This is a genomic window from Bdellovibrio sp. HCB290 (assembly GCF_047305925.1).
In the GTDB taxonomy this organism is placed as follows: domain Bacteria; phylum Bdellovibrionota; class Bdellovibrionia; order Bdellovibrionales; family Bdellovibrionaceae; genus Bdellovibrio.
Window position 1 is genome coordinate 1,452,559 of the sequence record NZ_CP178620.1, and the last position, 17,076, is coordinate 1,469,634.

The following is a 17,076-nucleotide window of genomic DNA, read 5'->3' on the forward strand; positions in this document are numbered from 1 at the left end:
TCTGTTCTGAATGATTTAAAAGTCGTTCGCGGATATATGGGCGGCCACTTTATCGTCGCAACGCCCAGGCCCATCAGAGGGTTTCAGAAGGCACTCTACTTCAACTCTAGTCAAATCATCTCCGCCAAGCTGTTTTGAGGCAGCAGCTGAAAGGTCAATCACACGGCCTCTTTTGCCGCCACCTTTATCATTGATGCAAACGACAACTGAGCGTTCACCACTGGTGACACGCACCCAGCTACCCATTGGATACTGTTTGGAGGCGCTTCGTAAAATAGCCGCGCGCAATTTCTCAGGACGCATCTTTTCGCCGCTGGCAGTGCGCTTGCCAGCAAAATTATCACGACCGTGAATTCCATAAACGGAAGCGATCCCTTTTTGTTTTCCACCACAAGAATTGTAGCCAGGAACTTCCATTTCTGAACGTTTTTGTAATTGTGGATTTACAATATCAGAAACCTCTTTCAATTGAGATTGAAGATCTGATTTAGGAGCGCATGCAGCGGCTTCTCCGGAGAATGTCTTACCTTGAGACAGCAGCGGTGTCGCAAACAGGGATATTAAAATGAGGAGTAATTTCGCGTTAGACATACGCTTTATCTATTCAAGATAGATGCCACCTCTTTGTAGATTGCTGCGCAATTACAACGGTTTTGAAATAATTAGAAAGGCTGGCTGATCAATTATTTTTAGACAGTTGATACTCTTTGGACACGGACATTCTTAGTAAATGGTCCTAAATAAAAGAGTGTAGAAATGCCATTTTCGAGACTAAGAATTTGAATTTTTCTGCCATTTTGGGAATATTCGAAGCTATGAAACGAACAGCGACCTTTTTGGTATTCATTCTAGTGATTGCCCAAATGTCTCCAGCCTGGAGTCGCGAGATTTCCGTTTTGTTCCTGGGCAACAGTTACACACATCTTCCGGGTTATGGAACTATGGAAGACCCCGCTCTGCCGCGCATGATCCGAGAAATTGCAAAATCCATCGATCCGGAATTGACTATCAATTATGATTTTAATGTGCCTGGCGGCTACAGTTTCGAGCGTCATTATTACAACGAGCAATCAAAGACTTTGATGTTGAAGCCCTACGATCACGTGATTCTTCAAGGCCACAGTATTGAATCTTTGGAGTTAACTCCGTGGTGGGAAGCGACGGGGAACCTGGGCGTAAAAAGTTTCTCAAAATACCTGCCGAAAATTCTTGATATTGTTTTTCAGAACAACTCGGATGTAACCATGTATGTGAATTGGGCTTGGGGTCTTCAACACTCTATGCTGGCGGATGATCATCCGGGAGTGCGCTTTCCAGAAGATTCAGAAAAAGCTGATCAGACCTGGTTTGGTGGTGACAAGCACGAGTTTCAAAATCAGATTGATCAAAGTTATAAGTTCCACACACAAAATCATCCTGTGAAGTTATCGTTAGTGGGACGTGCGTGGTTGGAGCTGCAGGAAAAAGGCATCGTTGCACCCGAAGAGCTTTATCGTGAAGACTGGAGTCACGCGACACTGATCGGTGGATATATTTCAGCATTGGTTTTAATTAAAGACGCCCTGGGGTTGGATATTTCAAAGAATACATTTGTTCCATCGGGCATGAGTCCTGAAAAAGCCCGACAAATTCAAGAAGCCCTGGCCGACAATGCCAGCGAGATGACATTCTTTAGTAAATAAACACATAATAGTTAGATTTGCCCGTCGACTTGGATATGATGTCAGCTTGGAATCTATTCCGGAGAGGCTAGTATGATTAAGGCGAATCGTGTTTGTAGTTTCGTGGTCGCAGCCATCGGCATAATGATGATAAGTTGCGCTTCTGCTCCGAAAGCACCTGAAGTAAAACCTCCCCAAGTTCGCTCGGGCTATGCTGAAGTCAATGGCCTGAAAATGTATTACGAGATTCACGGCGATAAAGGCGGAGTGCCGTTGGTGCTTCTGCATGGCGGGGGATCCAGTATCGATGTCACTTGGGCCCATTTGATTCCCTATCTGATAACAAACAGAACAGTGATCGCGATTGACGAGCAAGCTCATGGGCGAAGCGGGGACCGTAGTGGGCCCGTGTCCTTTGAGCAAACAGCTGATGACGTTGCCGCATTGCTAAAGTCACTTGGTATCCAAAAAGTTGATGTCATGGGCTTTAGCAACGGCGCTACAAATGCTCTGCAGGTTACACTGCGACATCCACAGCTTGTGCGTAAGCTGGTTCACATCTCCTCATTTACAAAGCGTAGTGGGGCGGCCCCAGGATTTTTCGATTATATGAAGACTGCAACTTTTGCAGATATGCCTCAATCGTTGAAGGACGCCTACCTCAAAATCAACCCGGATCAAGCAGCACTTCGAAACATGCATGACAAAGATGCTGCACGTATGCGCTCCTTCAAAGACATACCAGATGCAAAAGTTCGCGAGATCAAGTCTGCCACGTTGATCGTTCAAGGAGACCGCGACGTTTCAACCCCTGAACACGCGGTGGCTTTAAGCAAACTGATTAAAGACTCCAGGCTGATGATAGTTCCAGGTGGACACGGGGACTTCCTCGGGGAAACCTCGATGGCTCAACCGGTTGCAAAAACTCACGAATACACGGCAGGGTTTATCAACGAATTCTTAGCAGCACCTTTTTAGGCCTTGCTTCAGGTTTTTAATTCAGTTAAGACTCGCTTTATGTATCAAGCACCACCTTAGTTTCCATCCAATGCGCCTCATTTAAGAGTTTAAATCCCTCAAAGGGATTCTAGTGCCTATTTAAGCCTAATTAATTGGAGAAACTATGGAAAACGATCCAAACGTGCAGCCACGTCTGCACTCTGAAGAATATTTTGGTGAACAACGCAATCATTGGTGGAATCTGGATTTTGTCGAGCTCATGGCGAAACGCTGTCAGCTTCACAATGTGCATTCTTTATTAGATGTCGGCTGCGGAGTCGGTCATTGGGGACGCCTATTGGCGCCCTTCCTGGCAAAAGACGCGCAAATAGTGGGTGTTGATCGTGAAGAGCAATGGGTGCAAAAATCCCAGCTTGCTCCGATTGCCAGACCAGCGCGATATCAAATCGGTGATGCTCAGGCGTTGCCTTTTGCAGACAACAGCTTTGACATGGTCACCTGCCAAACAGTGCTGATTCACCTTTATGATCCCCAAAAAGCGCTCAGTGAATTTTTACGTGTTCTAAAGCCTGGTGGGTTGCTACTTGTCGCCGAGCCAAACAACATTTGCCAGAATCTGGTCAAAACCAGTTTAGACGTGAACGTTGATCTTGATCTGTTTTTGCAGAATTTGAAATTCGAGATGATGTGCGAGCGTGGAAAAATCCTGTTGCAAGAAGGAGATGGCTCTATCGGTGATCGTATTCCGCAATTGCTGTCGGAGCTGGGTGTATCGAATATTTCAGTTCATCAATCTGATAAATGCTTTTCAACGTTGCCGCCTTACAATGCGGTCGGCGATCAGGAAACCATCGAGTTGTTGAAGAAATTCAAAGACGGGGATCATGGTTGGTGGAAGCATGATGCAGAAAGATACTTCTTTGCTGCAGGCGGAACTCAAGAAGAGTTTGATAGATACTGGATTTACTTCCAGAAAAGAAATGAAACCTTTCTATCAGCCATGCAAAGTAATTCTTATTACTTCGCTGGAGGACAGATATTCTATTTAATCTCCGCTCGAAAGTAATTTGCAACCAAGAGCCGATTCAGCAATGAGTCGGCTCTTTTAGTTTGAAGAAGCGTGGAATAAACGTGTGTCGCAGAGCCCTTTAGCGATTAAAGGGCATCTCGTTAATCCAGCGAAACCCACGATTATTCAAAAGGTATTGTGGGTCAGGCTGTTTAGTTAGTTTGATTTTCTCGCCAGTAGCATTGGCAGACTCTTCCAAAACCACTTCAGTTTGATTTTGATTCAGCGAGAAAGAAAAATTCTTTTCGATTTTCAAATCATCCATTCCTTTAAGTTCAATAGTCATCTTTTCATAGTCGTATTTGGCCTGGAAACGCTGCATTTGGCCGTCATTGCTGAATGCATACATGCGACTCTTATGATCAAAGGCCAATCGAGCCCAAGAGGACGAGTCCGACAGATGAGAGGGAGTAATACTCCAAATCCCCAGAAGTTTGATTTCGGCAACTCGCTGTCTGAATTGTTCACCGAATTTTAAATCCCGTCGGATCGTCGAATAAAGTGTGAAGGCCAAAAGCAAAACTTGAATCCCCAATGCTACTTGATTCCACCGACCTTGCTCAAATAGCTCCGCGGGCCCCTTAAATGTGGTGGGGACCTGTAAAACAAAAAAGTTAAATAGTTGTCTTGCCCCCGGCAAAACCAAGAAGGCTGATAGTATCAACAAATGCCCTGAGAAAAGTTTGACCGGCACATCGTAACACATGTTTAAGAAAAACACGTTGGCCATGATAGCGATGCTAAGAAGAGCCCCCAGCAGACTTAGTCTTGGAATAAACAACATGATACCCGCAAGTACCTCCAGGCCTCCCGTAATATTGCAATAGGCCCGGGAGCTTCCCATGAAGGTCCACAATAGCCCCATCGGCGAAGACTCGCCAAGCGGTACAGCAAGGTTGGCAATCGATGGGTGGGGGAACTGTCCCGGTGGAATGATCTTGGCAAGGCCGTATCCAATAAGGAGTCCACCCAGCGACAGGCGAATCATCAGCTGAACTGCGGTGAAGGCCGTATCTTCCCAAGTCTGTTCCGAAATAAAGGACGTGATGCTGGCAACAATGAAAGCAATTGCTAGCAGGATCAAAGCTCTTACGTATTCGACGACCGTGTCACCGCTGCCATTCGGTCCATCGATGAAAGTACTTACACCAAAAAAAGATTTAGCAGCCCAGCGTGCAGCGTGTGTCGTGGATTCCCAGTACAATCCTTGAAGGTAGTTGGCCCCCGGAATCAAACTTAAAGCGTAAGGCAAACAGTAAAGTCCAAAATAGATCGCGCTGAATCTGCAGAAAAATAGCATTTTGTATCCTTTAGTCAGACAACTTTAAGCGGTTGTGAAATATATGTCCAATGCATTGATTTTATCGAATTTATGCTTATATTGCATAAATGGATTCAAACACTCTTCGCTACTTTTTCGCTGTGGCCACCGATAAAAGCTTTTCCCAGGCTGCGCGCCGGTTGAATGCTCAACAGCCCAGTCTAAGTCGTGCCGTGCGCTCGCTTGAAGAAGAGATCGGCGCCAAACTCTTTGAGCGCAGCACCCGGTCTGTTTCCCTGACCGCTGCTGGGGAGCGGCTTTATTCAGAGTGTAAGAAAATATTTGAAGTGATGGATGCCTTGCCCCAGTTGGTTCGCGACGAAGAAGCGGAATTCAAAGGGTACATGCAATTCGGTATTTCGGATTCAATGAGTCAGCACGTTCTACCGAAAGTTCTGCAGCAGTTTCAAAAACAGCATCCGCTGGTTGTTTCCAGCGTTGTCATGGGACCGGCTCAACACATGTTACAAAAAGTCGAAGCGGGTGGGCTGGAGTTCGCTTTGTTATTCAGCGAAAGTCGGTCGGGGCTTGATCTGGAATTCATCCCTTTTCTAAAAATTCAGTTTTACATCGTAGCGGCTACCAGAATCCGCGAAAACCCTGAAGCTATGCGCTCTTTTATTGCGGCCCGGGAAATAGAAGACGGTCGACTTGAAGATTTCAAAGAATGGTCGCTGGTGAAATCCCTTATCCCCGGCGTGCGCATCCAGTATTCTGCCAACAGTTATTTTCTGCATAAGGAAATGGTGATGTCAGGATGTGGAGTTTCAATGTTTCCATCTTACCTGGTAAACGAAGAGCTGCGTAAAAATCGTCTGTTCGTTTTAAATAAGCAAAAGCCGCTAGTGGGAACCTTGCAGTTGGTGAAAAGACGAGGCCGGCCCCTGTCGGCAAAGGCAACTTCCTTTCTAGAACTGTTGAAGACGCATCTTCAAACTTAAAAAAAAGGCACTGACTTGCAATCAGTGCCTTTTGCGTTTTCAGTGAACTTAGATTCTAGTTTTCTTGAGCATACTTCACTTGGTCGATGACGAACGTAACATCATTGGCCTCAGTCAATTTCAATTTAAGACGGGCAGTCACAGTCACCATTGGGTCATCCATGCTTTTAGGAACTGATGATTCCCAAGTGATTTGATACATCTCTTGAGCTTGTTCGTCGTATCCAGCTTCTTTGATGCTGGTAAAGACTGCGCCTTTGTCAAATTGTGCAACTTGAGCAGGTGTTAACGCGGCTTTAGCAGCAGCCAACATGCGGTCGTCTAGATCGTTAATTCTTTTCACTACAACCGGTTGAAGAGTTTTTTTGCTGATCACAAAAACGGATGATAGTGATGTGCTCCATTTGAAGGATTCGAAAACCCCGACGATTTCACATTCATCATTTTTTGTATAGTAATTGCCCAGGCTTAGAGTGTTCATGCTGAAGTGATTTGTGCCCATTCCACCCAAACGAATAGCTACAAATTCGTCTGGCTCTTCAGTGATCGTCGCCAGGATTTGGTTGGTTTGTAGGTCCACCAAATAGTTACGCATAGAAGACATTTCAGTCCAAAGTTCAGACACTTTTTCTTCGTCTTTTTCCACTTCTTCAAAATCAATCAATTTACCCGGAATACCCCACGCGATCGCATAGCCATCATTTGCAGAGTAGCCGTTGATACGGAATTCACGAGCTGCAGAAAACGCATTCAAAGAGACCAAAGTCATTGCCACGAACAAGATCAGATTTTTCATAAACCCTCCGGTTTAAAATTTGTTTGTAAGTCGAAAACAACCGCAATATGGCGCGCCGCACAGGTTTTGAATAGTAGATAGATTCGATGTCTTTGTTCTAAATTTTAGATAGGTCGTCGGTTGCTGCAGCTACAGAAGTGTTTTCAGCATTCCGGATATCGAATGCTTATCTTGTGGTTTCAATTAGTTGAGCTGTTATCCCTGGCGTGAAGTCAGCTTAATGCAAAAGTGGAGATTGCAATTTATTACATTATACCGTATAGTGTAATAGTCAGGAGCTGGAATGATTCGTAATTTTGCCAACAAGATCGCAACTGACATTTGGGAGACAGACAGCTCCAAAGTTCTTCCCAAAGAGCTTTGGATAAGAGCCAAGGCTTTGTTGACGATCATGCACGCAACGTCTGAACTGAATGATTTAAAAATTAAGGGACAGCCACCCAACATTAGGCTGCATAAACTTAAAGGGGATCGCAAAGAGGAGTGGAGTGTTACGATCAAACTTCCTTGGTGCATCACCTTTCGGTTTAAAAATGGCGAGTTTAGCGATGTTAAAATTGAAGACTATCACTAGAGGTATTTATGATTAAAAATCCAAAGCCCATGCATCCGGGAGTGGTCCTGAATGAGGTTTACATGTCCGAGATGGGACTAAATCAATCTCAGCTGGCGGAAAAATGCGGTTGTTCGCCTCGAAAAATCAATGAAATCGTAAATGGTAAAAGAGCGATCTCTCCGGAGTTTGCTATTGTGCTTGAGAAGGTCCTTGGAACATCAGCTGAAATGTGGGTTCGTATTCAGGCAGAATATGATCTGTGGGTCGCCCGCAAGAAAGCGGCCTAAGATCCGTCACCGCCACGGTGGCGGCAGATTTTAGGCATAAAAAAACCGCCAAAAGGGCGGTTTTCATTAGGCCTACCAAGCCGAAGCTTTAGCGAAGGTTGGTGCGGGTGGAGGGACTTGAACCCCCATGCTTTCGCGGAAGATTTTGAATCTTCTGTGTCTACCATTTCACCACACCCGCAGTGAGAGAACTTTGTAATAGTAAGACCCCATCATCCTCAACATATTTTTTAATTTCCCCCAATTTTTCTGCGTTTTTGCCCTGTTTTTCAGCGGCTTTGTCACTCCTGGCCAAAATGACCCCAGTTTGAAAGGATTTCAGGAACCGCTCTAAGAGTTGTCACTTCTTTATTCAATCCAGCAAACAAACCAGGATTCCTTTGAAGCCCTAAATCCCACGATTTCAATGACTTAGACACCAGGGACGAATTCCGGCCCTGTTGGCACTGGCCTTGCTTTACAGGTTTTCGATTAAAAAAGGTTCTAAGAAACCACACTGAGGAGACTTTATGAAAAAGTATATCTATATCCTTGCGGCTTTGAGCATGGCGCCGGTATTCGCGTTGGCTCAATCCCTTGAAGGTGATGTTGATGCTGAATTGGATGCTATGTATTCCAAGCAGACAACACCACAGGTTGTAAGCACTCAAACAGTGTTGCCAGCGGCAGCACAAGGTGAAGTGCAAACGGTAAAACCACAACCTATCTATATTATTAACTCTCCTGCACAAGCGGCTCAGGCAACTGCAGCTACTCAGCAGGTTCAAAAACAGCCTACGACTGTTATTGAAGCGTCTCCTTTGGCGGAGTCTCGTGCGGAAGCTATCCGTAAGAGCCGTCAGGATGCTGAAGTTCAAACTGAACAAAAAATCGTGGAAAAACTTGAGCAATCCCGCATGGAAGATGAAAAACGCCGTGCTGACGTATTGTTCGGTGATAAATTCAATAATCTAAATCAAGCTCAACAGGTTCCAGTTCAGCAACCAGTAGCTCCAGTAGTGGTAGCTCCGGTAGCAGCTCCGGCTCCTATTATCGTTGAAAAACAAGTATCTGATGATTCTGCAACTCGCGAAATCGTTCGCCAGGAAATGGCAGCGTCTTTGGAAAAAAACAAACCAGAAGAGCCAGTTCGTAGCAAATACGTTTCCGGTCTAATTGGTATGGGTGACTATCCAGATGTTTCCAACGTAAAAGGCAACTATGCGTTGGGTGTTGCGTTCGGTAGTAAAGTTGATGGTTTTATCATCGAAGGTTCATTCCTTTACTCTAATTACTCCGTCAACAACAACTGGTACGGAAATGTCTATAACAACCAAAATGGCGTTGATGTGAATCAATACACAGGTGCGTTGGCAGCTAAAATCCAGTTCTTTGATGGTATCGTGAAGCCAGTTATCGGTGGTATCGCGGCTTACTCTTACAGAACTTACGAAGCGAAAAACAGCTACGGTTACATGTACTCATACAACAACAACTCGAACTCTGATGTGAACTCACATGCAGTTGATTTGGGTGCGTTGGTAGGTGCTGACCTTGAGTTCTCTCCGAAATACGCTATCGGTTTGGATTTCAGATATATGTGGAATCTTTCCAACCGTATCAACTACGGCAGCAACTATAACTCTGGTTGGAACGAATATATGAACTCCAATCCGATCGAAAAACTTCAATACTATGTAATGACAGTTTCCGGTCGCATGAATTTCTAATCAGTTCCCAGATATCTCTCAGTGGTGGCGGAGTCCTGTAATGGGGCTCCGCTTTTTTTTTGGACAAAGCCCGGCGCTTGGGTACAATGAATCCATGCGCATCCTCATTATATCCTTCCTATTTGCTTTACCTGTATCTGCCGCGACCCTGGTTTCTGAAACCGTAGGGCAGGTGGGTGACTATGTTATCACAAGTCGCGAGGTGCAAATCACAACGGTGATTGATCATGTGCTTTATCCTCCCAAAGATTCCAAATCGACAGCGCTGGTTGAAACAGGACCGGAATATAAAGAGTTTCGCAATCATGTGACGGCAGTACTACTGGAGTCTGTGGTTTCGATGGAAGCTGCGACTTTTAACGTTGGCGCTGCTTCTTCGGCGGAATTGGATGAAGCCTTGGCAAAAGTGGAAAAAGCCACCTCAGGCAAGACTTACTGGAATCAACTGCAGCCCTCACAAGCGGAAGTGAAGAAGTTCACGGATCGCAAGCTGGTGGCAAAAAGCTTTATGAAGTTTAAAACCGGCTCCATGGCGGGAATCGTGTCCAACGTCGATGCCTACGAGTACTATCAGAAAAATCGCAGCAAATTCGGCAATACCCCTTTTGCAGAAATCCGCGACAATATCAAATCCTTCCTGGGGCAGCAGCAGTTGGAAGAGCGCCTGCGTTCCTGGTTTGAATTGATGAAGCGAAAATACAAAGTCAGAAACTTTATCTAAGGCTTTCATGAGAATCGAATCTTTATATACTCCTCACAAAGCAGCCATGCGTGCCCTGGTGGAGGCCATTCATCAGCAGTCGGGCATACAGCCGCAGTTCTATTGGCCTGCCGATATGCTGGGTGCGGAGATGGCAACTGCGGAAGGTGTGGGGATTTTTGAGGGCGAGGAGCTTGCGGGATTTGTATTATATCGTGAAGTTCCTGGGGCGTGGGAAATCTCACTGGTGGCAACTCATCCTCTTTTTCAGCGCCGGGGTTTGATGGAGACTTTGATAAAGCACATGATCGCCGCAAAGGGTCAAAGTCGTGAGCTGTGGTTGGAAGTGCATGAAAGCAACGAATCCGCTCAGAATTTGTATGAAAAGCTCGGGTTTAAGCTAACAGGGCGTCGCCCGCGTTATTATAAGGATGGGGCCACCGCGTTGCTATACTCCTGTCCCTAGGGCCAGATAAGTCCTTGCACTGCTTCGATTTTTTTGTTACTTTAAGGACGTTCGATGGGCCCAATAGGCCCATTTTTTTTTGCCACTGAATTCTTTTTGAGTTCCTCGGACAAAACGGGATGTGCACGCCAGATACGCTTTAAGCGTTTGAGCATGTACACGCTGCAGGCCCAGTTGGATATTTCCCAACGGCTTTTAGCAGGAGTCACTTCATTAGTAAGCTGAAACCACCGTTCGGGGTTGGTGGGCTGAAGTTAAAGGAAGTGAAGAGATGTCTGAGAGACCCTCTTGGTTAGATCAAGTTGAAAAAATCGCGAGTGATGCTGCTGTCGAGAACGGTTGCCTTCTTTACGATATCGAATTCGTAGGCATGGGCAAAGGGCGTACTTTGCGTCTGTTCATTGATAAGGAAGACGAAGGCGGGATCAGTCTTGAAGATTGCTCGAATGTTTCCAAAGCCTTTAATGCAGTTCTGGAAAAGGATGAGGACGTCATCCCAGGGACGGCATACACATTGGAAGTTTCCAGCCCGGGGTTGGAACGTCATCTGGTGAAACCATGGCATTTTAAAAAGGCCGTGGGCAAAAAAGTGTATCTGAAAACATCCAAATCCTTCGAGAGCATGGGAGTGACAGATAAAAAATGGAAAGCTGCCAAGACAGTCGAGGACGTTATTGAGTCCGCTGACGATCAAGGTGTGCGTTTCATGATCAAAGACGTCGAGATTAAAATCCCGTACGCGATGATCGAAAAAGCTAAAGTTTTATTTGAAGTTAATAAAGGTCAAAAAAAGTAGAGAGGATGAGCCATGGCTGAAAATATGTTTTCAGATCTTTCCAAAGTGATTGAACAAGTTGGTAAAGACAAAGGTATCGACAAACAAGTCGTTATCGATGCAATCACTCAAGGTATGCTTGTAGCTGCCCGTAAAAAATACGGTACTTACCGTGAAATTGAAGCAGCTTACAACGAAGAGACTGGCGAAGTTGAATTGTTCGAGTTCAAAGAGGTTGTGCCTCGTGAAAAATTCGTAGACGAAGAAGTTGAAATTACTTACGACGACGCAGTTAAATTGGATCCAAACGTTCAAATGGACGACTCTATTGGTATCAAATTGGAAGCTTCTGATTTGGGCCGTATCGCAGCTCAAACTGCGAAACAAATCATCATGCAAAAAGTGCGTGATGCTGAACGCTCCATCATCTTCACAGAGTTCGAAGAGCGTAAAGGCGAAATCGCTTCTGGTATCGCTCGTCGTGTTGAAAAAGGCGCGATCGTTGTGGATTTGGGCCGTTCTGAAGCTTACATCCCACCTCGTGAACAAATCCCTGGCGAACAATACAAACCAGGTGACCGCATTCAGGGTTACTTGTCTGAAGTTCGTCAAACAACACGTGGTCCACAAATCATCATGTCCCGCGCTGATGAACGTTATTTGATGAAACTTTTCGAAATGGAAGTTCCAGAAATTTATGACGGTGTGGTTGAAATCATGGCGGCGGCTCGTGAGCCAGGCCAACGTGCTAAAATCGCAGTTCGTTCCAACGACTCTACGGTAGATCCAGTAGGGGCTTGCGTTGGTATGAAGGGTTCCCGTGTACAAAACATCGTACAGGAACTTCGTGGCGAAAAAATCGATATCGTTCCTTGGGATGAAGACATCACTCGTTTCGCGGTAAATGCTTTGGCTCCGGCTGAAATTTCCCGCGTATTCCTGGATGACACAAACCGTGAAATGGAAATCGTTGTTCCAGATTCTCAATTGTCTTTGGCAATCGGCAAACGTGGTCAAAACGTTCGCTTGGCAGCTAAATTGACGACTTGGAAATTGGATATCATTTCTGAATCTTCAGCGGCGTCTCGTACTGCGGAATCCATCTTTAATTTGATGTTGATCCCAGGTATGAACGAAACAATGGCACAAAACATCTTCCAATCCGGCTTCGGTTCATTCCAATCTGTAGCTCAGGCGAGCGTTCAGGAATTGATGACGATTCCAGGTTATGATGATCCGGAAAAGGCAGAAAAGCTTTCTAACGAAGCAAATGCTTTGCTTAAAAAGTATGAAGCAGAAGGTACTCCAGTGCCAACAGCTCCATCTGTAGCAAAAGACAGCAAAGCGGGTGGCGGTTCTGCGAAAGCACAAGCCGATGCATTGTTAAAGCAAGAGCTTCAAAAGTTGAACTCTCAAGAAGCTGAAGAAGAATAGATTTAAGTTTAAAGTTACAGTTACTACACAGGGAGACTGAGTGAGTAATCCAAAAGTTTTTGAATTTGCTAAAGAAATCGGGATGACCCCGTTGGCGTTGATGGACAAGATCCGTGAATGGAATTTGCCTATTAAGAGCCATATGGCGGAGTTAGAGCCTCAGGTTCTTGAGCAGATTAAAATTAAGTTGGGTGGTGGCGATAAGCCGGCTGAAGAAGCCAAACCCAAAAAAGCAGCAACTCGCAAGGCGCCAGCTAAAAAAGTAGCGGCGGCAGCGGCGGAAGCTGAGGCGGCTGCAACAGCAGCTCCGGCTAAAGTCATTCGTCGTAAGACGAAAGAGGAAGCGGCTCCAGTTGAAGCGAAAGCAAAAGTAATTTCGAAACCCGAGGTTGAAGAGGACGCGGAAGCGGATGCTCCAAAAACAACTCGTGTTGTAGTTAAAAAACCTGCAGCTGCAGCGAAGGACGAGGCCGTTGAGCCAACTCCGGCAGTGGTTGAGGAAAAGCTTGTCGCAAAACCAGAACCAACTCCTGCGCCAGTTGTTGAGGCAAAAGTTGAGGCTCCGGCTCCTGTTAAGGCAGAAGCACCAGCGCCAGCAGCACCCGCACCAGCCCCAGCAGCACGTAAAAAAGAAGTTGTGGTTGGAACCAGCGGTGTCGCGAGTTCATCAACTCCGGCATCGGCTCCAAAAAGAAACATCATTGGACGTATGGATCTTTCCCGCGTTCAAACACAAGCTCCTCCGCGCCAACAAGGTGATCGTCCACAAGGTGGATTCCAGCCTCGTCCGGGTGGTGGTGCAAGTGCTTCTTTCACTGGTCCACGTCCAGGCGGGTTCAATCGTCCGGCAGGTGGAGCGCCAACGCGCAATATCCGTCCTGGCTTCGTAGCTCAACAAGCTCCGCCAGAGTTGCCACCAGAAGGTGGCGTGGATCACCATCACAATAAGGACTTCGACAAACGTAAACGCTTTGGTGCGGCTCCGGCTGTACCAGCATTTAATGCAGGTCCAAGTGCTCGTGAAAAAGAAAAAGAAGAAGCAATCAAGAGCTTCAACGCCGTTGATTTCCGTAAACGTGAGATGGTCTTCCAGCCTAAAAAGAAGAAGACTGTTGTTGAGCAAGGTCAAAAAACTCAAATCACAACAGCGGCAGCTCACAAACGTGTTGTTAAAGTTAATAACTCCATGAAGCTGACAGACTTGGCAATGGCGATGGGCTTGAAAGCTCCGCAACTTGTTAAAGTCATGATGAAGAATGGTGTGATGGCGAATATGAATACGGACTTGGATTTTGATACGATCGCTTTGATCGTGCCTGAATTCGGTTGGGAAGCACAAAACGTATTCAAAACTGCTGATGATGTTGCGACGGAAACTGCATTCGGTGAAATGGATGCAGAAAAAATCACTCGTCCACCAGTTGTTACAATCATGGGTCACGTCGACCATGGTAAAACATCATTGTTGGATGCTATCCGCAATGCTGATGTTGCCAAAGGCGAAGCCGGCGGTATCACTCAGCACATCGGTGCATACTCTGTTAAAATTGAAGATGGTTCTTTGATCACGTTCTTGGATACTCCGGGTCACGAAGCCTTCACGGCAATGCGTACTCGTGGTGCGAACGCGACAGATATCGCGGTTATCGTGGTAGCAGCGGATGACGGTATGATGCCGCAAACGCAAGAATCTATTAACCATGCGAAAGCAGCAGGCGTACCTATTATCGTTGCTGTGAATAAGATGGATAAACCGGGTGCAAATCCGGACCGTATCAAACAACAATTAACTGAACTTGAAATCGTCCCGGAAGAATGGGGTGGTAACACGATCTTCGTGGAAGTTTCAGCACTTAAGAAAACAGGCTTGAAAGAGCTTCTTGAGCAAATCAAATTGTTGGCTGAAATCGGTGAATTGAAAGCCAATCCTAAACGTTCGGGCACAGGTCTTGTGATCGAAGCGAAAATGGAAAAAGGCAAAGGACCTGTTGCAACACTTCTGGTTAAAGACGGAACTGTTGGCGTGGGTCAGTACATCGTAGCCGGTACAATGAAAGGCCGCGTTCGTTCATTGACGAATGATAAAGGTCAAAGAGTTGAATCCGTCGGTCCGGGTCTTCCAGTGGAAGTATTGGGGCTTGATGGTGTTCCAGCTGCGGGTGATAAGTTCGACATCGTTAAAGATGAAAAAACTGCGGAAGAGATGTCCACTTTGAGAAAAGAACAAGCGTTGAAAGCAGCGAATGTTCCGGCTCAAAAAATGTCTTTGGACGAGATCTTCTCTAAAGTTAAATCCGGCGATGTGAAAGAGCTTGCGATCGTATTGAAAGCCGATGTTCATGGTTCTCTAGAGGCCATCAACGGAATGCTGTCAAAACTTGTTACTCCGGAAGTTAAGGTGCGAGTGATCCACTCTGCTGTCGGCGGTATCAATGAAAACGACGTGACTTTGGCGAACACTTCCAAAGGTATCGTTTTGGGCTTCAACGTACGTCCGGACTTGGGCGCACAAGCTAAAGCGAAGCAATTGGGTGTCGACATCAGAACTTACTCGATCGTGTACGAATTGATTGATCAAATGAAAGCCGCTATGTCCGGTCTTCTTACTCCAGATATGGTTGAAGAAGTTATGGGTCGTGCGGAAGTTCGTAATACCTTCAACGTACCGAAAATTGGCGTTATCGCTGGTTGCTTCGTACTTGATGGTAAGGTTCAACGTAACAACTCGATCCGTCTTCTTCGTCAAGACAAGATCATTTTCGAAGGCAAGATCTCATCGCTTAAGCGTTTCAAAGACGATGCTAAAGAAGTGGCTTCAGGCTACGAATGCGGTATCGGTATTGAAGGCTACAACGACGTTAAAGTCGGCGATATGATGGAAGCTTACATTAAGAAAGAAGTTGCCAGAGAGTTGGGTCTATAGTGAAAAATGTGGGTGATGGGCGCCGTGTCGCTCAAGTTGAACGTCAAATTCAGGCTACCATTGCTCAGTTTTTGATTAAGGGCTTTAAATTACCGTTGCCAGGTTTGGTGACGGTGGCTTCTGTAAAGATGCCGGCAGATCTTCGTGCGGCAAAAGTTTATATCAGCGTTCTTGGGTCTGAAGAGGCTCAGGAGCAGGCTATTGAACTTTTGCAGGAGCGCGCTTTTGAAATCCAAAATTTTATCGGTAAAGAATTAAAGATGCGTTACTGCCCAAAACTGAAGTTCTACGCGGATCATACGACAGAACAGGTTTTGAAAGTGGAACGCATCATCTCTGATCTTGAGGCTGAACGAAAAGCCAAAGAGCCAAAAAACGAATCCGAATCTGATGACGAATAATTCTGAAAATACTAAAGGCACTCCGCCAAAGCGGGAGCCGGTTCCATTCGATGGCTTAATGCTTGTCGATAAACCGTCGGGAATATCCAGCCACGATGTGGTCTCACGTCTGCGTCGTATCATGGGTACGAAGTCTGTGGGCCATTCGGGGACTTTGGATCCGATGGCTTCGGGGCTGATGGCTTGTTTAATCAATGAAGCCACCAAGCTTTCACAATACATTTTAGAAGGCGATAAGGGATACCGTGTACGTATTCAATTCGGTCTTCGTACGGACACCCTGGATACCACGGGCGTGGTTCTGGAAACCCATCCAGTGGATATCAATGAGTCGACCTTGCTTGCGGAAGCGATGAAGCTTCAGGGCGAAATGGAAGTTGAAGTGCCTATTTACTCGGCCATCAAAGTTCAGGGTAAAAAGCTGTATGAATATGCCCGTCAGGATAAAGACGTTGTGATCCCTAAAAAGGTCATGAATTTCTGGGATATCAAATTCCTGGGAATGGGGAATGATTGGGCGGAGTTCGATCTTCGCTGTTCAAAGGGTAGCTATATCCGCACTTGGGTGGACCTCTTGGGTAAAGCTATGGGGTGCGGCGCAGCGATGAGTGCGTTGCGAAGAACCTATTCTTCTCCGTACTACCTGGAGCAGGCAATGACCCTGGAGGCGATCGAGGAGTGTGTAAAAAAGGACACTCTTTCGGGGCCATTTGTGGCCATGGATGCCGCCTTACCGATGGTGAAGCGTATTCGAGTTAAAGGTCAGGATCAGGTTCTTCTGGGGAATGGTCAGATCAGCCATGACTTGCGTAGCCAGCTTATAGCGGTTTTTAAGCCCGACGAAGACCAATACGTGCAGATTCTGTCGTTGGAATCCGGGAAGCTTTTAGCCATTGTAGGGCTTGAGCCAGGCCGCGGTTTCGTCTTAAAAAGGGTCTTTAAATACTAATTATTTTGAATACTTGACCGCGCATTCGGGGTCAGATAGAACACTAACCAAACCTGCCTAGGATCGACAGCCATGACGACTAAGGTGGGGAGTTTACAAACCGGCGGTAACGCCAAAACAGGAGACGC

At 46.1% G+C, this 17,076-nt stretch carries 17 protein-coding genes and 1 tRNA gene; 14 read left to right on the top strand and 4 right to left on the bottom strand.

Annotated elements, in window-relative coordinates:
* Window positions 1–15 precede the first annotated feature (15 nt).
* The gene (locus tag ACLVWU_RS07155; RefSeq protein ID WP_413578304.1) at window positions 16–591 is read right to left on the bottom strand and encodes a septal ring lytic transglycosylase RlpA family protein; all 576 of its coding nucleotides are present in this window, start codon (window positions 589–591) and stop codon (window positions 16–18) included.
* A gap of 224 nt (window positions 592–815) precedes the next feature.
* On the opposite strand from ACLVWU_RS07155, the gene ACLVWU_RS07160 reads away from it, so the two are divergent.
* The 3 genes from ACLVWU_RS07160 to ACLVWU_RS07170 all read left to right on the top strand — a co-directional run bounded on the left by ACLVWU_RS07160 (window position 816) and on the right by ACLVWU_RS07170 (window position 3,687).
* Window positions 816–1,682: a hypothetical protein gene (locus ACLVWU_RS07160; protein ID WP_413578305.1), complete on the top strand. Its 867-nt coding sequence runs from the start codon at window positions 816–818 to the stop codon at window positions 1,680–1,682.
* Window positions 1,683–1,754: 72 nt separating this feature from the next.
* Entirely contained in the window at window positions 1,755–2,639 is an 885-nt protein-coding gene (locus ACLVWU_RS07165; protein ID WP_413578306.1) for an alpha/beta fold hydrolase, read from the top strand.
* Window positions 2,640–2,784: 145 nt separating this feature from the next.
* Window positions 2,785–3,687, top strand: coding sequence for a class I SAM-dependent methyltransferase (locus tag ACLVWU_RS07170; RefSeq protein WP_413578307.1), 903 nt, complete (start codon window positions 2,785–2,787; stop codon window positions 3,685–3,687).
* Between the two features lie 82 nt (window positions 3,688–3,769).
* On the opposite strand, the gene ACLVWU_RS07175 is transcribed toward ACLVWU_RS07170, so the two are convergent.
* A complete protein-coding gene (locus tag ACLVWU_RS07175) occupies window positions 3,770–4,990 on the bottom strand; it encodes a hypothetical protein (protein ID WP_413578308.1) in 1,221 nt (406 codons plus the stop codon).
* A gap of 89 nt (window positions 4,991–5,079) precedes the next feature.
* On the opposite strand from ACLVWU_RS07175, the gene ACLVWU_RS07180 reads away from it, so the two are divergent.
* Window positions 5,080–5,952: a LysR family transcriptional regulator gene (locus ACLVWU_RS07180; protein WP_413578309.1), complete on the top strand. Its 873-nt coding sequence runs from the start codon at window positions 5,080–5,082 to the stop codon at window positions 5,950–5,952.
* Between the two features lie 55 nt (window positions 5,953–6,007).
* On the opposite strand, the gene ACLVWU_RS07185 is transcribed toward ACLVWU_RS07180, so the two are convergent.
* Window positions 6,008–6,748, bottom strand: coding sequence for a hypothetical protein (locus ACLVWU_RS07185; RefSeq protein ID WP_413578310.1), 741 nt, complete (start codon window positions 6,746–6,748; stop codon window positions 6,008–6,010).
* Window positions 6,749–7,031: 283 nt separating this feature from the next.
* Here ACLVWU_RS07185 and ACLVWU_RS07190 point away from each other — a divergent pair, with 283 nt between their 5' ends.
* Both ACLVWU_RS07190 and ACLVWU_RS07195 read left to right on the top strand, forming a co-directional pair.
* Window positions 7,032–7,322 carry a type II toxin-antitoxin system RelE/ParE family toxin gene (locus tag ACLVWU_RS07190; RefSeq protein WP_413578311.1) on the top strand — a complete coding sequence of 97 codons (291 nt, stop codon included), beginning with the start codon at window positions 7,032–7,034 and terminating at the stop codon, window positions 7,320–7,322.
* Window positions 7,323–7,330: 8 nt separating this feature from the next.
* Window positions 7,331–7,591: a HigA family addiction module antitoxin gene (locus ACLVWU_RS07195; protein WP_413578312.1), complete on the top strand. Its 261-nt coding sequence runs from the start codon at window positions 7,331–7,333 to the stop codon at window positions 7,589–7,591.
* Window positions 7,592–7,690: 99 nt separating this feature from the next.
* Here the strand turns inward: ACLVWU_RS07195 and ACLVWU_RS07200 are convergent.
* A tRNA-Leu gene (locus ACLVWU_RS07200) sits at window positions 7,691–7,772 on the bottom strand.
* A gap of 328 nt (window positions 7,773–8,100) precedes the next feature.
* On the opposite strand from ACLVWU_RS07200, the gene ACLVWU_RS07205 reads away from it, so the two are divergent.
* The 8 genes from ACLVWU_RS07205 (at window position 8,101) to truB (ending at window position 16,948) form a co-directional block, all read left to right on the top strand.
* On the top strand, window positions 8,101–9,300 hold the full coding sequence (locus tag ACLVWU_RS07205) for a hypothetical protein (protein WP_413578313.1): 1,200 nt from the start codon (window positions 8,101–8,103) through the stop codon (window positions 9,298–9,300).
* 94 nt (window positions 9,301–9,394) lie between these two features.
* Complete coding sequence (locus ACLVWU_RS07210) at window positions 9,395–10,021, top strand: hypothetical protein (protein ID WP_413578314.1); 627 nt, start codon at window positions 9,395–9,397, stop codon at window positions 10,019–10,021.
* A 7-nt stretch (window positions 10,022–10,028) separates the two neighbouring features.
* Window positions 10,029–10,466, top strand: a complete 438-nt coding sequence (locus ACLVWU_RS07215) for a GNAT family N-acetyltransferase (RefSeq protein ID WP_413578315.1) — start codon at window positions 10,029–10,031, stop codon at window positions 10,464–10,466.
* Between the two features lie 271 nt (window positions 10,467–10,737).
* Complete coding sequence (rimP, locus tag ACLVWU_RS07220; RefSeq protein ID WP_413578316.1) at window positions 10,738–11,262, top strand: ribosome maturation factor RimP; 525 nt, start codon at window positions 10,738–10,740, stop codon at window positions 11,260–11,262.
* A gap of 12 nt (window positions 11,263–11,274) precedes the next feature.
* The gene (nusA, locus tag ACLVWU_RS07225; protein ID WP_413578317.1) at window positions 11,275–12,675 is read left to right on the top strand and encodes a transcription termination factor NusA; all 1,401 of its coding nucleotides are present in this window, start codon (window positions 11,275–11,277) and stop codon (window positions 12,673–12,675) included.
* Window positions 12,676–12,715: 40 nt separating this feature from the next.
* Window positions 12,716–15,598 (top strand): translation initiation factor IF-2, encoded by a 2,883-nt coding sequence (infB, locus tag ACLVWU_RS07230; RefSeq protein WP_413578318.1) that lies wholly within the window; start codon window positions 12,716–12,718, stop codon window positions 15,596–15,598.
* Complete coding sequence (gene rbfA, locus ACLVWU_RS07235) at window positions 15,598–15,999, top strand: 30S ribosome-binding factor RbfA (protein ID WP_413578319.1); 402 nt, start codon at window positions 15,598–15,600, stop codon at window positions 15,997–15,999. Before infB ends, rbfA begins: the two co-directional genes overlap by 1 nt.
* Window positions 15,989–16,948 (top strand): tRNA pseudouridine(55) synthase TruB, encoded by a 960-nt coding sequence (gene truB / locus ACLVWU_RS07240; RefSeq protein WP_413578320.1) that lies wholly within the window; start codon window positions 15,989–15,991, stop codon window positions 16,946–16,948. Before rbfA ends, truB begins: the two co-directional genes overlap by 11 nt.
* Window positions 16,949–17,076: the final 128 nt, after the last annotated feature.

What these genes read in the sequence shown, in the direction of transcription:
- ACLVWU_RS07155 (WP_413578304.1), bottom strand. Translation starts at nt 591, where the DNA reads ATGTCTAACGCGAAATTACTCCTCATTTTAATATCCCTGTTTGCGACA.
- ACLVWU_RS07160 (WP_413578305.1), top strand. Translation starts at nt 816, where the DNA reads ATGAAACGAACAGCGACCTTTTTGGTATTCATTCTAGTGATTGCCCAA.
- ACLVWU_RS07165 (WP_413578306.1), top strand. Translation starts at nt 1,755, where the DNA reads ATGATTAAGGCGAATCGTGTTTGTAGTTTCGTGGTCGCAGCCATCGGC.
- ACLVWU_RS07170 (WP_413578307.1), top strand. Translation starts at nt 2,785, where the DNA reads ATGGAAAACGATCCAAACGTGCAGCCACGTCTGCACTCTGAAGAATAT.
- ACLVWU_RS07175 (WP_413578308.1), bottom strand. Translation starts at nt 4,990, where the DNA reads ATGCTATTTTTCTGCAGATTCAGCGCGATCTATTTTGGACTTTACTGT.
- ACLVWU_RS07180 (WP_413578309.1), top strand. Translation starts at nt 5,080, where the DNA reads ATGGATTCAAACACTCTTCGCTACTTTTTCGCTGTGGCCACCGATAAA.
- ACLVWU_RS07185 (WP_413578310.1), bottom strand. Translation starts at nt 6,748, where the DNA reads ATGAAAAATCTGATCTTGTTCGTGGCAATGACTTTGGTCTCTTTGAAT.
- ACLVWU_RS07190 (WP_413578311.1), top strand. Translation starts at nt 7,032, where the DNA reads ATGATTCGTAATTTTGCCAACAAGATCGCAACTGACATTTGGGAGACA.
- ACLVWU_RS07195 (WP_413578312.1), top strand. Translation starts at nt 7,331, where the DNA reads ATGATTAAAAATCCAAAGCCCATGCATCCGGGAGTGGTCCTGAATGAG.
- ACLVWU_RS07205 (WP_413578313.1), top strand. Translation starts at nt 8,101, where the DNA reads ATGAAAAAGTATATCTATATCCTTGCGGCTTTGAGCATGGCGCCGGTA.
- ACLVWU_RS07210 (WP_413578314.1), top strand. Translation starts at nt 9,395, where the DNA reads ATGCGCATCCTCATTATATCCTTCCTATTTGCTTTACCTGTATCTGCC.
- ACLVWU_RS07215 (WP_413578315.1), top strand. Translation starts at nt 10,029, where the DNA reads ATGAGAATCGAATCTTTATATACTCCTCACAAAGCAGCCATGCGTGCC.
- rimP (WP_413578316.1), top strand. Translation starts at nt 10,738, where the DNA reads ATGTCTGAGAGACCCTCTTGGTTAGATCAAGTTGAAAAAATCGCGAGT.
- nusA (WP_413578317.1), top strand. Translation starts at nt 11,275, where the DNA reads ATGGCTGAAAATATGTTTTCAGATCTTTCCAAAGTGATTGAACAAGTT.
- truB (WP_413578320.1), top strand. Translation starts at nt 15,989, where the DNA reads ATGACGAATAATTCTGAAAATACTAAAGGCACTCCGCCAAAGCGGGAG.